Here is a 13,163-nt window from a genome sequence, read left to right on the forward strand (position 1 = left end):
ATCTGGATACACACTATGCCGATTTATGAATACCGTTGTGAAAACTGTGGCGAGGCGCTGGAAAAGATTCAAAAAATCAGCGATCCGCTATTGATTGATTGTCCGATCTGTGGCCAGCCCACATTGAAAAAACAACTGTCTGCTGCCGGTTTTCGGCTCAAAGGCGGCGGTTGGTATGAAACGGATTTCAAAAAGAACAACCAGAAAAATCTTCACGACAGCGGCGATAAAACTGCTACTGCTCCGGCGAAAACTGAGAGCGCCAGCACTGCGCCAGCTGCTGCGCCAACACCGCCGAAGCCAGCCGCTTAATTCTGTTCTGCTGCGATCCACTCATAAATCTCAATTGATGCTGGATCGCAGCTACAGCAACCGCCCGCGCAGGGCGTATTTGCTGGCAATTTGCGTACTCTTCCGCGTCGTTCTAACAGTTCCAACATTCCGCGCAATGCTTCTGGTTCGATGTCGAAATGACTGGCTAGATCGCGCAGCGCAGCGCGTTGGTTGTCGTGTAAATAGCGCAAAAGTTCAGAAATCAGCATTGTTCTTCACCTCCAGCGCCAGCAGATCGCCAACGTCATAAGTTGAAAGCTGAAACCGCCACGGATGTTCGCCATCACGCAGCACGTAATCTGCGCTGTCTTTCAATTGCGATAACCGATAAACCCGTTTGCGACCATCCGCCAGCGTCAGCGTGAACTGGCGCGATGACTGCGTTTCATCAGCGAAATCGTCTGCCGTCAGCACCTTGCGATAAGTGAGATTCGCCAAGTGCGTCACCAGTGATTTGGCTTGTTCCTGATTCACCGTCGCTGCGTTGCCATCAAAACGCCAGCCCGCTCCGTCTTTCACCAGCGTCCAATCCGTACTTTCGATCCGTACCAATTGCGCCAGCGGCACTTGCAGCAGCGTCGAATCAAACCAATCCTCGCGCCGATTCGACACGTCAGACAGCGCCAGCGTCAACTCGTACACTGCGGCATCCGTTGCTGGTCGCGCCAACAGCCGCCGAAATCCCGGCGCATCTCCAATTAATAACGTTGCCACTGCGCCAGCATCATCTTCCAACGTCACGCGCCGTTCATAACCCTGCGCCGTCAATTTGAATCGCGCCAACGCTGCCGCAGTGCTCGCCACTGGCAACGGACGTTTCAGCTCTGCCAATGTCGCCAGCAACTGCTTCACCTTCGCTGGCGCAGCCGGAAAATCACCCCATTCGACGATCACCCAACTGCCTGCTGCGCCACGTTGAAGCGTGACTGCCGCTGCGCCACCTGCGTTGTCGATACGAATGCGCGTTACTGCGGCAGGGTTAAATGACAACAGCGGCGTCGTTGGCGCAAACGCCGTTACTTCCGGCGCAGTCAGGCGCAAACCCAACGCCAGCGTCAATTGCACTGCTAGCAACAGCATGAGCGCCAGCACCAACGGCGAGCGTAAATCAGCACTCCAGTTCAATTCATCAGCCGTGGTGTTTAGCGGTTTCATTAAATCGTGACTCCATAACGTGACCAGTAGCGACTAATCCTCGGCAATCCGGCGCAGATTCGGCAGATCAACCACAAAGCGATTGGGCGTTATTTCCACCAATAAATTCTGGCGTTTGAATTCGGCAATGGTGCGGCTCGTGGTTTCGGTGGTCACGCCCAGCATCGCGCCCATATCCTCGCGGCTGAATAAATGACATTCGCAAGTAGTTGAATTAAAAACCAATCGTAACACCAACCGCGCAATCCGCGCCCGCGCTGCGCCAGTGGAGAGTTCGGTCAACCACGCATCTGCTTCTGCCAATGCCCGCTGCCAGCGCGTCATCAGCTCATGGTGCAACTCAGGAGTTTCTCGCCCCAGATCACGCACTAGCCGCGCCGAATAGCGACAGATTTCCGTGAGATGCAGCGCCACTGCATCGTGCTGATACGTCTGTTCCAGAATCGCCTCCAACCCAGCACATCGCTGGTGCGGACAATGCGGACAATGCGCTGATTGCCATCAGGCAGGTATTGCACCAATTTCAGCGTCCCAGCCCGCACCGTAAATAGATAATCACCGGCATCACCAGTGCGGTACAGGCTCGCGCCCGGCTTGAGCGTAAACTGGTCAATTGGATCATGGATGCGTTCAAGATCAGGCTGTTTCAATCCCGCAAACAGCGCCGAAGTGCGCAGTACACAATTCTGGCAATTCGTTTCACCAGAACAAGCATCCCGAAGAGTGAGACTTTTAGCCATCAGAATTCAGACAATCCCATTCAGTTGAGAAAAGTAATGTACGGGACGACCAACGCCGCCGTCATCATGCTTAAAAAATATGTTAATTCATTATGTTATGCGCAGTTAATCGTCATTTCAGATGCACCATGCCCGCTAAAACGAGTCTTTAACCGATTATTATCCGGCAATTGATAAATCGCAAATCTGCCCATTGACGACTGTTTTCATCTTTCTAGGAGTGACGTAGTTGAAAAAAGTTGTCAGTTGTCAGTAAAAACAACGTGGTCACTGACAACCGATAACTGACAACTTTTTTCAACTACGTCACTCCTACTTTCATTTAGGAACCACACGATGACCCTGTTGAGTCTCGATGCCATAACGCTGTCTTATGGTTTACCACCGCTATTGGATGCAGTCAGTTTCACCATCACCCGTGGCGAACGGGTGTGCTTGATCGGGCGCAACGGCACGGGCAAATCAACCTTGCTCAAAATTATCGCCGGCGAAGTGCAAGCCGACGGCGGTCAACTGCGCATCGTGCAGGGCGTCACCATCGCCAAACTCGCGCAAGATATTCCGTCTGCGCAACAGGATTTGAGCGTGTTCAATCTCGTCGCTGCCGGTTTGGGCGAACTCAGTGCGCTGGTGCAAGAGTATTTTCAGCTCTCGCACCACCTCACCGCCGACGCGAGTCCTGCGACGCTCGCCCGTCTCGCGCACATTCAGCAGCAGCTTGAAGATGGCAATGGCTGGGAAATTGAACGCCGAATTGAACAGGTGATTGCGCGGCTGGGTTTGGATGCCGATGCGTTGTTTTCATCGCTCTCTGGCGGACGCAAACGACGCGCATTGCTGGCGCAGGCACTGGTGACTGCGCCCGATGTGCTGCTGCTCGACGAACCGACCAATCATCTCGACATCGAATCCATTGATTGGCTTGAAAATTTTCTATTGGATTTTTCCGGCGCACTGCTGTTTGTCACCCACGACCGGCGCTTTTTGCAGCGCGTCGCCACGCGGATTCTCGAACTGGATCGCGGACAACTGACTGATTGGCCTGGCGATTACGCCAATTATTTGCGTCGCCGCGAGGAGCGATTACACGCCGAAGCAATGGCTGCCGAGCAGTTCGATCGCAAATTGGCAGAAGAAGAAGTGTGGATTCGCAGGGCATCAAAGCGCGGCGCACCCGCAATGAAGGTCGCGTGCGGGCGCTAAAAGCGTTGCGCGAACAACGCAGGGAACGCCGCGAGCAGCTGGGCAATGCGCGATTGCGCGTCACCGATAACGAGCGTTCTGGCAAGTTGGTCGTCGAAGCCGAAACCATCAGTTACGGCTGGGGCGACACGCCGGTCATCCGCAATTTCAGCACGTTGATTTTGCGCGGCGACAAGATCGGCATCATCGGCCGAATGGCGTCGGCAAAAGTACGCTGCTGCGGCTGCTGCTCGGCGATTTGGAACCGCAAACCGGCACGATGCGGCGCGGAACCAAGGTGCAAATTGCGTATTTCGATCAACTGCGGGCGCAGCTCGATTTGGAAAAAAGCGTCCAAGACAACGTTGCGGGCGGCAGCGATCACATCGACATCGACGGCGCGAGTCGGCATGTGCTGTCGTATTTGAAAGATTTTCTGTTTACGCCGGAACGGGCGCGGCAGCCGGTCAAAGCCTTGTCGGGTGGCGAGCGCAACCGTTTGTTATTGGCGAAATTATTCACGCGCCCAGCGAATCTACTGGTGCTCGATGAGCCGACCAACGATCTGGATACCGAAACGCTCGAATTGCTGGAGGAGCTGCTGGTGCAATTTGCGGGACGCTGCTGTTGGTTAGCCATGATCGCGCCATGCTGGATAACGTCGTCACCAGCACACTGGTGTTTGAAGGCGACGGGCAAGTCAATGATTATGTTGGCGGTTATGAGGATTGGCTGCGCCAGCGGGTTGACAAATCCCCCCAACCCCCCTTTTCCAAAGGGGGGCTTTCCTCATCTCCCACCTTAGAAAAAGGGGGGCAGGGGGGATTTCAGCAAAACTCAGTTACAAAGAAACCCGCGAACTCGCTGCACTTCCCGCGCAGATTGAAACGTTGGAGCAGGAACAAACCGCGCTTCATGCCCAGCTCGCTGATCCGGCGTTTTATCGCGCCGAGGGCAATGTTGCCGCTGCCGTGAATACCCGTTTAGCCGAGGTCGAAACGCTGCTCGCGGTGGCTTACGACCGCTGGGAACAATTGGAAGCGCGGCGTTGAACATGACATTGCAACTTCCCGAAAGCTGGCGACAAGCCGGGCGCGAATTCAAAAATCCTCGCGTGATCAGCATGTTATTTCTCGGTTTTGCCGCAGGGATTCCGCTGCTGCTGATTTTTTCCTCATTATCGCTGTGGCTGCGCGAAGCGGGCGTTGAGCGCGACGCCGTGACTTTTTTCAGTTGGGCGGCGCTTGGCTATTCCTTCAAATTCGTGTGGGCGCCGCTGATTGATCGCCTGCCCGTGCCGATGTTGACGCGCCAGCTGGGACGTCGCCGCGCTTGGCTGTTGATCGCGCAATTGGCGATTGTCACCGCGATTATTTTGATGGCGCTGATTGATCCCGCTGGTGGCGCAGACAACCTCACGAAAATGGCAACTGCTGCCGTATTGCTGGGTTTTTCCGCAGCGACGCAGGACATCGTGATCGACGCTTATCGGATTGAATCTGCGCCGCCGCGATTGCAGGCGCTGCTGTCATCGGTGTACATCGCTGGGTATCGCACCGGAATGGTGGTTGCTGGCGCTGGCGCGTTGACGCTGGCCAGCATTTTCGGTTCTGAATTAGGTGCTTACAATTACGCCGCATGGCGCACGACCTATTTGTTAATGGCAACGACGGTGCTGGTCGGACTCATTACCACGCTGCTGATTCGTGAGCCAACAGTGGAACGCGCCGCCACGCATCCCGCCGCCGACCGATTATCTGCGACTGCTGGCAGTGTTTCTCCTGACTGCGGCAGCATTTGCGACCGTTTTTTTCTGACTGCTGCGCCATTTACCGCCGCCAAACTCGCTGCTGGCAGCGGCGCATTGACCAGTTTGTTATTGGAATTGCTGCATTTTGGGCTGGCGCTGGCTGGCGCAGTGTTGACCGGCTGGCTGTTGGTGCGCGTTGGCGCGGTCAATCGGCTGATGCTGGAAGACACTTGGATTGCGCCGGTGCGCGATTTTTTTCAGCGATACGGCTTAAAAACGGCGGCGCTGCTGCTGGCGCTGATTGGTTTGTATCGCATTTCCGACATCGTGCTGGGCGTGATGACCAACGTGTTTTATCAAGACCTTGGCTTCACCAAACCGCAAATTGCGACGGCAGTGCAAACGTTCGGCGTGGTCGTGAGCATCATCGGCGGCGTTCTCGGAGGTTTGCTGGCGACCCGTTACGGCGTGATGCGAATGCTGTTACTCGGCGCAGTGGTTTCGGCAGCCACCAATCTGATTTTTGTCGTATTCACGCAAACCGGAGCGCAATTGGTTGCTGTATTTTGCCGTGAGTGCGGACAATCTTGCGGCGGGATTTGCCAGCGCCGTATTCATTGCTTTTTTATCCAGTTTAACCAATGTTTCATTCACTGCCGTACAATACGCAATCTTCAGTTCATTGATGACGCTATTGCCCAAACTACTCGGCGGTTATTCGGTTCCATTGTCGAAAATGTCGGTTATCCCAGCTTTTTTCTATTAACCACGTTGATCGGAATTCCGGTGATTGGTTTGGTGTGGCTGGCGGGACAATGGCTGGCAATTCGGGATGGGATTGATTGACTATGCAACAAAATAGAGAGTAGAGCGATTTTGCTTTGGTTGAAACAATTGAATAACGGAGTTGACTGATGCCGACGATTAGCATGTTTTATGGGATATTGATTCAAATGTTCTGGGACGAACATGCGCCACCACATTTTCATGCCACCTACGGTGAATATAAAGCAACGATTGACATTTACGCGCTAACTGTTTGTGAAGGCACTTTACCACGACGGGCAACGCAATTAGTTCTCGATTGGACTGAATTGCATCAGGCTGAATTAGTGAAAATTGGGAACTCTGTCGCGCCAATCATCAGCCACAACTAATTGCTCCACTAAAATAAACTGGAGGCATCAATGTATTGGGATGTCGTTGCAGTTCACTCGGTAGCAGTCAATGAATTAGCAATCAAATTTCAAGATGGGTTAATGGGTACGCTCGTCATTGATCCAACCTATTGCACTGGTGTTTTTACTGCGTTACACGATGAACAACTGGTTGGCGAGAGCACAGGTTATTGATGGTGTATTAGTTTGGCCAAATGGACTTGATATAGCGCCTGACACATTATATCGAGAAATCAAGTCTCATCCCGCAAAACGCTACATATTATTTAGTCGCCTCAATTGCCGCCCAGCATGAAAATGGCTGCGCGGCAAGATTAACATTGTAATAGCGCGAATCATCTGAAACCTCCGCGTCCAGCCATTCTGGTTGAGTAAACGCTGCATCTTCTGTCGGCAATTCAATTTCTGCCAAAATCAATCCGGCATTCGCGCCAGCGAATACGTCCACTTCCCAGATTGATTCTGCGCAGCGCACCTGATACCGCGTTTTATCAATTAACGGGTGCTGGCTAATTCGTGCAATAGCGCCTCCGCATCGGCAATTGGAATTGGGATATTCAAATTCTGAGCGACTAATTCCGCTGGTTGCGCCTTTAATCGTCAATTGCGCTGCATCGCCTTGAATACGCACCCGCACCGTTAAGCGCGGATCGTGAATTAAATAACCCTGAACTAATCGCTGTTCGCTAATGACTGCCGAGCGCCAATTGTCATTGCAAACCAAAAACTTGCGTTCAATTTCAATACCCATTATTTCCCACACCGCGCAAATAACGCCATTGATTCAACGTGCGCGGTGTGCGGAAACATATCCATCACGCCCGCTGCCTGCAATTCATAACCCAATTGATTAACCAAATGATCGGCATCCCGCGCCAGCGTCGCCGGATTGCACGACACATACAGCAGCCGCTCCACGCCGAGACGCGGCAGCGCATCGAGCACCGCCAACGCGCCACTGCGCGGCGGATCGAGCAGCGCGACGCTGAAATGTTCGCGCAGCCACGGCTGTTGATCGAGATCGCCGTCGAGATTGGCGGAATAAAATTGGGCATTGGTGATGCCGTTGCGCTGCGCGTTGGTCTGCGCTCGCGCCACCAGTCCCGCGTCGCCTTCAACGCCAATCACGCGCTGCGCTTGCTGCGCCAGCGGCAGCGTGAAATTGCCCAGCCCGCAAAACAAATCCAGTACCGATTCATCGGGTTGCACGTCGAGCAGCGCCAGCGCTCGTTCCACCATCAGCCGGTTCAGTTCCAAATTGACTTGCGTGAAATCGTGCGGCTCAAAATCCAGACGCAGCGCGTGTTGCGGCAATTTGTAATGCAAATCAACCGCTTGATCGGGCAGCGGGCGAATCGTTTCGACACCGCCATCCTGAACGTAAAAATGCACATTCTCGCGCTCGGCAAATGCCAGCAGCGTTTCAATATCCGCCGCGTTCAGTGGCTGCATGATGCGCAGCACCAGCACTGTCGGGCCGTCGCCGATGGCTACTTCAATTTGCGGCAGGTGCTCGCGGATGCTCAGACCGTCAATCAGTGCGCCGAGCGCCAGCAGCCGTTCGCCGACGCTGGGATGCAGCACTTCGCAGCGGGTCAAATCCGCGAGATAGCCGGCGTTGCGCTCTCGAAACCCGACCAGCGTCCGCCCTTTTTTGAGGACATGCCGCACACCGAGCCGTGCTTTGCGGCGATAACCCCAGTGATTGGCGACCAGCGGCTCCAGCCAGCGTGCTGGCGCGACCTTACCGATGCGACTGAACACGTCGGCGAGACTGGCTTGTTTCACCTGAATCTGCGCGGTCGCGTCCAGATGTTGCAGGCTGCAGCCGCCACAAATGCCGAAATGCGGACATTTGGGCGCAACGCGATCCGGCGCAGCACGGAGCACGTCAATCACCGTGGCTTCATCGAAACGGCGTTGAATGCGGGTGTAACGAAACCGCACCCGTTCGCCAGCGAGTGCGCCGTCAACAAAGACGGTTTTGCCGTCGATGTGCGTGAGTCCGCGCCCTTCGTGGGTGAGCGTTTCAATCTCGGCTTCGACGAGTTCAATTGGGGTTGCTTGCGTTTTCTGGTCATAACAACGTCGGTCAGTGGCGGCGAACGGTAACGGATAACCTGCATCTTTCCTGACTGGGCGGCGGCTTGACAAGCGGCGTTTTTGCCTTACATTGTTAGCACTCTATAAGGCTGAGTGCTAACACACCCGGCAACTGATTTTTTCACATCCTAAACCGCTGTAAAGGAGCTTCTGAACTATGAACCTTCGTCCACTCCATGACCGTGTTGTTGTTCGCCGCAGTGAAGAAGAACGTACTTCCGCTGGTGGCATCGTGATTCCTGATTCCGCTGCTGAGAAGCCGATTCAGGGTGAAGTCGTCGCGGTCGGCAACGGCAAATTGCTGGATGACGGCAGTGTCCGTTCGCTGGATGTCAAGGTCGGTGACCGCGTCCTGTTCGGCAAGTATTCCGGCACTGAAATCAAATTGGCGGATGAAAAACTGCTGGTGATGCGCGAAGACGACATCATGGGCATCGTCGAATAGCGCCAGCGCCAGCCGATCATCCATTTTAATTACCTTTTTATCGAGAATTTCACCGATGACAGCAAAACAGATTTTCTTTGGCGATCAATCCCGTGAACGCATGATGCGCGGCGTGGACATTCTCGCCAACGCAGTGAAAGTCACGCTCGGCCCTAAAGGTCGCAATGTCGTGATTGAGAAATCTTGGGGCGCACCAACCGTCACCAAAGACGGCGTTTCAGTCGCCAAAGCGATTGAATTGAAAGACAAGTTTGAAAATATGGGTGCGCAGATGGTGAAGGAAGTCGCCTCCAAGACTTCCGATGTTGCTGGCGACGGCACCACGACTGCAACCGTGCTGGCGCAGGCAATCGTCCGCGAGGGTTTGAAAGCCGTCGCCGCTGGCATGAACCCGATGGACATCAAACGCGGTATCGATCAAGCGGTTGAAGCGTCGGTGAAGGAATTGCAGGCGTTGTCGCGTCCGTGCTCGACCAACAAGGAAATCGCGCAGGTTGGCACGATTTCTGCCAACACTGACGAGTCAATTGGCAACATCATTGCCGAGGCGATGGAGAAGGTTGGCAAGGAAGGCGTGATTACCGTTGAAGAAGGTAAGTCGCTGAATAATGAACTCGATTTGGTTGAAGGAATGCAGTTTGATCGCGGCTATTTGTCGCCGTATTTCATCAACAATCAGCAGAGCCAGAAGGCCGAGCTGGAAGACCCGTTGATCCTGCTCCACGATAAGAAAATCTCGAATATCCGCGAGTTGCTGCCGGTGTTGGAAGCAGTGGCTAAATCCGGTCGTCCGCTGCTGATTATCGCCGAGGACATCGAAGGCGAGGCGCTGGCGACGCTGGTCGTTAACAATCTGCGCGGCATTTTGAAAGTGTGCGCGGTGAAAGCGCCCGGTTTTGGCGATCGCCGCAAAGCGATGTTGCAGGACATCGCCACGCTGACCGGCGGCACGGTGATTGCCGAAGAAGTTGGGTTGTCACTAGATAAGGCGACGTTGAACGAACTGGGTTCGGCCAAGCGCATACAGGTCAGCAAGGATGACGCGACCATCATTGACGGCGCTGGTTCACACGATGACATCAAGGCGCGGTGCGAGCAGATTCGTGGTCAAGTCGCTGATACGACTTCAGATTATGACCGTGAAAAGTTGCAGGAACGGCTGGCCAAACTGGCTGGCGGCGTGGCAGTCATCAAGGTTGGCGCAGCCACCGAGATGGAAATGAAAGAAAAGAAGATGCGCGTCGAAGATGCGTTGCACGCCACCCGTGCGGCAGTCGAAGAAGGCATCGTGCCTGGCGGCGGCGTTGCGCTGGTGCGGGCGATTGCTGCGGTGAAGAATCTAAAAGGCGCGAACGCCGATCAAGATGTTGGTATTGCGATTGCACGGCGGGCGATGGAAGAACCGTTGCGGCAGATCGTCGCCAACGCGGGTGAAGAAGCGTCGGTGGTGATGAGTAAAGTCGCTGAGGGTTCCGGCAGCTTTGGTTATAACGCTGCGAATGGCGAATACGGCGATATGATGGCGATGGGGATTATTGATCCAACCAAGGTGTCGCGCACCGCATTACAAAATGCTGCATCAGTGGCTGGTTTAATGATTACCACTGAAGCGATGATTGCTGACGAGCCAAAGAAAGAAAAGGCTCCAGCGGCTGGCGGCGGCATGGATGATATGGATTATTAATCGCTGATTGATTTTTTGAATTAAAAACCCCGGCTGCATTTGATGCAGTCGGGGTTTTTTAATGGCTTGCAAAACACGGTCAAACATTTGGGCTGTAATTGACAAGCTATCAATTTAGAGCTATTTTTAATTCAAATTAAGGAGCCAAATGATGCAAATGATCTTAGCAGATGTCGCAGTCAGCATGTCTGAGTTCAAAAAGAACCCGGCAGCAATTCTGCGAGAAGCGAATAATAGACCCGTAGCAGTTTTAAATCACAATAAAACTGCTTTTTATATGATCGAACCCGAACTTTTCGAGGCGATTATGGAAGAAATTGCCGATCAAGATTTATACAAAAAAGTGCTGGCGCGACTCGTCGATAAATTAAGTGCAATAGAGGTTGATCTTGACGACCTCTAAAAAATATAAGTACAGATTATTCTTCTTACCTCAAGCGTTAGATGAATGGAAAACGCTTGATGGTTCAGTTAAAGATAATCTAAAAAAGTTACTCGCAAAAAGACTTGATAATCCTCATGTTCCAGGTGGTTTGTTGCATGGTGAACTAATTGGTTGCTACAAAATAAAACTAAACAAACAGGGAATTAGGCTTGTTTATGCAGTTGAAGATGATAAGTTAATCGTTATGGTGATGTCCGTAGATAAACGAGAAGATAGTGTCGTTTATAAATCAGCCGTAACACGAATGACGGAAAAAGCAGCAATGCTTGCGAAAATAATGAAAGAACAATCATCATAAATTGGGTATTTTTTTATGTTTCGTTTGAAACACAAGAACTACTGACGCGATGATTGCCGATGAGCCGAATAAAGAAAAAGCTCCAGCAGCAGCATGGATTATGGATTGATTTTTTATGGCTTGCAAAACGCTGTCAAACATTTGAGCTGTAATCTGTAGAAAATAAACCATTTGACACAAACTTACGGATCGACTAAAAAGCATTTTCGTCAGTTTTGATAGATTTTTAGGTTGACTTTTATCTCAAATTTGAGGTTGAAGTCTTATTAGGCGCTCTCAGAAAAAGCAATAGAGAAATATGATGGATAATTTGTTTTCGATAATTATTATAGCTACAAGTATTTGGGTTCTAATTGACGCAAAGAAAATTGGCGTTAAAAGAGGACAGATTTCAGGAATGGGAAATATGGGACCATGGGGATGGTTTTTCGTTTGCTTTTTTCTTTGGATTATTGGTCTTTTTTTCTACCTTGCGAAGAGACCAGAATTCAAACGTATAAATACAGAAGCAAGGATAGTGCTTAAAAGAAAAAGTAAACTCAGTGCAATTTACTGGATTGGAACTGTTTTCTTTGCTTTATTCTTTATGTATTTTTCGTATCTGATGTATCAAGAAAACACAGATGATTTTTCTAATTTAGTCAGAATTAATCCTGTCCCTCAAGCACAACAACTTGTTCAGCAAGAAAAAATTGTAGAGGCTGATGACTACCTATCCTATTTTATGGATTACCAATATGTGAACCAAGACCTGCAAGTCTGTTCAATTGTACAGTGAGATTCAAGATACTCGCAGTGGTTGGTTGTATAAACTAAAAAAAGCTAATTCAGGATTTTGGTCTGGTGAAAGTGACGAAACAGAGGGGCAAGTTGCGGCAGTGGTTTCTGACTTTTTGGTAATTGGTGATATACGTGACCTTCATCAAGAAGGAAAAAATTTTATTGAAGGAAAAGATGTTGATGAAGTAGCCGTCGCTTTGTCTGGAATGGGTGTAGTTGCTACCGGTGCAGTGTTGATGACTGTCGGCACCGCAGCAGCTGCAAAACCGGCGATTTCTTTTCTTAAAATAGCTAATAAGGCAGGCAAGATGCCAAAATGGTTAGGACAATCATTGATCGAAAGTGCTGAATTTGCCAAGAAAACAAAAAATTTAGATCATATAACAGGGTTATTTTCTGATATTCAAGAGCTATACAAAACAGCAGGTGTCCGTTCAACACTTGAATTGTTAGGAAAATCTAAGAATTTGGATGATTTTCGTCGGCTTGCCAAATTTGGCAACACGTTTGGAAAGAAAACCGCTACCTTATTGGAGGTTGCTGGAGATGATGCGATTACAGTCTATCAACGGTTTGGCAATGCTTCAAAAAATACTTTTCTAGAATCAACGACTTTTGGAAAAGATGGTGTAAAAGCTTTTGAAAAGCATGGCGCAGAAAAATTCCAAAAGTTCTTGGAAACAGAAAAAGCTACTTCAACCGTAAGAAGACGAATGACAAATTTAGAAAAACAAATTGTTGAAAGCGGAAGAAAAACGAAGTTTTCTGGACAAGATTTCATAAAAAGGGACGAACTATTTGAGTCAACTTTTACTGATGCCGCAGGGAGAACGAACGTAGACAGAATGAAAAAAGGTTTAGCCCCACTTGGGAAAGATGGAAGCCCGATAAATCTTCATCACATGAAACAACAGAATAATGGCATTATAGTAGAAGTTAGCTATACTGAGCACAAAGAGTATTCTGATGTTTTACACCGTTACGCAGGAAAAAACGAATCAGAAATAGATCGTGCAGCTTTTGATAAACTAAGGTCTTCATACTGGAAAGATCGGGCAAAGGAGTTTTAA

The 13,163-nt window shown here is 50.8% G+C and carries 15 protein-coding genes and 2 pseudogenes; 12 read left to right on the plus strand and 5 right to left on the minus strand.

Annotated features, from left to right (window positions below; genetic code table 11):
• The first annotated feature begins 15 nt into the window (after nucleotides 1-15).
• Nucleotides 16-312: an FmdB family zinc ribbon protein gene (locus CXB77_RS17720; protein WP_105074922.1), complete on the plus strand. Its 297-nt coding sequence runs from the start codon at nucleotides 16-18 to the stop codon at nucleotides 310-312.
• On the opposite strand, the gene CXB77_RS17725 is transcribed toward CXB77_RS17720, so the two are convergent.
• The 3 genes and pseudogenes from CXB77_RS17725 to CXB77_RS17735 all read right to left on the minus strand — a co-directional run bounded on the left by CXB77_RS17725 (nucleotide 309) and on the right by CXB77_RS17735 (nucleotide 2,228).
• A complete protein-coding gene (locus CXB77_RS17725; RefSeq protein ID WP_105073029.1) occupies nucleotides 309-542 on the minus strand; it encodes a FeoC-like transcriptional regulator in 234 nt (77 codons plus the stop codon). The two genes, CXB77_RS17720 and CXB77_RS17725, sit on opposite strands and share 4 nt — an antisense overlap.
• Entirely contained in the window at nucleotides 529-1,488 is a 960-nt protein-coding gene (locus CXB77_RS17730) for a DUF4340 domain-containing protein (protein WP_105074923.1), read from the minus strand. Before CXB77_RS17730 ends, CXB77_RS17725 begins: the two co-directional genes overlap by 14 nt.
• Nucleotides 1,489-1,521: 33 nt before the next feature.
• Nucleotides 1,522-2,228, minus strand: a pseudogene (locus CXB77_RS17735) (Crp/Fnr family transcriptional regulator).
• 336 nt (nucleotides 2,229-2,564) lie between these two features.
• On the opposite strand from CXB77_RS17735, the pseudogene CXB77_RS17740 reads away from it, so the two are divergent.
• The 5 genes and pseudogenes from CXB77_RS17740 to CXB77_RS24855 all read left to right on the plus strand — a co-directional run bounded on the left by CXB77_RS17740 (nucleotide 2,565) and on the right by CXB77_RS24855 (nucleotide 6,633).
• Nucleotides 2,565-4,462 (plus strand): annotated as a pseudogene (locus CXB77_RS17740) (ATP-binding cassette domain-containing protein).
• Between the two features lie 2 nt (nucleotides 4,463-4,464).
• Entirely contained in the window at nucleotides 4,465-6,006 is a 1,542-nt protein-coding gene (locus CXB77_RS17745) for an AmpG family muropeptide MFS transporter (RefSeq protein ID WP_242445847.1), read from the plus strand.
• Nucleotides 6,007-6,074: 68 nt separating this feature from the next.
• Nucleotides 6,075-6,317, plus strand: a complete 243-nt coding sequence (locus tag CXB77_RS17750; RefSeq protein WP_105074924.1) for a DUF4160 domain-containing protein — start codon at nucleotides 6,075-6,077, stop codon at nucleotides 6,315-6,317.
• A gap of 30 nt (nucleotides 6,318-6,347) precedes the next feature.
• Entirely contained in the window at nucleotides 6,348-6,512 is a 165-nt protein-coding gene (locus CXB77_RS19985; protein ID WP_172452738.1) for a hypothetical protein, read from the plus strand.
• Complete coding sequence (locus CXB77_RS24855) at nucleotides 6,478-6,633, plus strand: DUF2442 domain-containing protein (RefSeq protein WP_431520764.1); 156 nt, start codon at nucleotides 6,478-6,480, stop codon at nucleotides 6,631-6,633. The genes CXB77_RS19985 and CXB77_RS24855 overlap by 35 nt, the downstream gene beginning before the upstream one ends.
• Here CXB77_RS24855 and CXB77_RS17755 read toward each other — a convergent pair.
• Both CXB77_RS17755 and rlmD read right to left on the minus strand, forming a co-directional pair.
• On the minus strand, nucleotides 6,601-7,089 hold the full coding sequence (locus CXB77_RS17755; protein ID WP_105074925.1) for a CYTH domain-containing protein: 489 nt from the start codon (nucleotides 7,087-7,089) through the stop codon (nucleotides 6,601-6,603). The two genes, CXB77_RS24855 and CXB77_RS17755, sit on opposite strands and share 33 nt — an antisense overlap.
• Nucleotides 7,089-8,492, minus strand: coding sequence for a 23S rRNA (uracil(1939)-C(5))-methyltransferase RlmD (rlmD, locus tag CXB77_RS17760; RefSeq protein ID WP_105074926.1), 1,404 nt, complete (start codon nucleotides 8,490-8,492; stop codon nucleotides 7,089-7,091). Before rlmD ends, CXB77_RS17755 begins: the two co-directional genes overlap by 1 nt.
• A 106-nt stretch (nucleotides 8,493-8,598) precedes the next feature.
• Between rlmD and CXB77_RS17765 the strand changes: the two genes are divergently transcribed.
• From CXB77_RS17765 to CXB77_RS17790, 6 genes are all read left to right on the plus strand, one after another.
• Entirely contained in the window at nucleotides 8,599-8,886 is a 288-nt protein-coding gene (locus CXB77_RS17765) for a co-chaperone GroES (protein WP_105074927.1), read from the plus strand.
• A 55-nt stretch (nucleotides 8,887-8,941) separates the two neighbouring features.
• The gene (gene groL / locus CXB77_RS17770; protein ID WP_105074928.1) at nucleotides 8,942-10,570 is read left to right on the plus strand and encodes a chaperonin GroEL; all 1,629 of its coding nucleotides are present in this window, start codon (nucleotides 8,942-8,944) and stop codon (nucleotides 10,568-10,570) included.
• A gap of 151 nt (nucleotides 10,571-10,721) precedes the next feature.
• Nucleotides 10,722-10,973 (plus strand): type II toxin-antitoxin system Phd/YefM family antitoxin, encoded by a 252-nt coding sequence (locus CXB77_RS17775; RefSeq protein ID WP_105074977.1) that lies wholly within the window; start codon nucleotides 10,722-10,724, stop codon nucleotides 10,971-10,973.
• Nucleotides 10,960-11,313 (plus strand): type II toxin-antitoxin system RelE family toxin, encoded by a 354-nt coding sequence (locus CXB77_RS17780; protein ID WP_105074929.1) that lies wholly within the window; start codon nucleotides 10,960-10,962, stop codon nucleotides 11,311-11,313. The genes CXB77_RS17775 and CXB77_RS17780 overlap by 14 nt, the downstream gene beginning before the upstream one ends.
• A gap of 301 nt (nucleotides 11,314-11,614) precedes the next feature.
• Nucleotides 11,615-12,091, plus strand: coding sequence for a hypothetical protein (locus tag CXB77_RS17785; protein WP_146108867.1), 477 nt, complete (start codon nucleotides 11,615-11,617; stop codon nucleotides 12,089-12,091).
• Between the two features lie 25 nt (nucleotides 12,092-12,116).
• Complete coding sequence (locus CXB77_RS17790) at nucleotides 12,117-13,163, plus strand: HNH/ENDO VII family nuclease (protein WP_146108868.1); 1,047 nt, start codon at nucleotides 12,117-12,119, stop codon at nucleotides 13,161-13,163.

Source organism: Chromatium okenii, assembly GCF_002958735.1.
In the GTDB taxonomy this organism is placed as follows: Bacteria; Pseudomonadota; Gammaproteobacteria; order Chromatiales; family Chromatiaceae; genus Chromatium; species Chromatium okenii_A.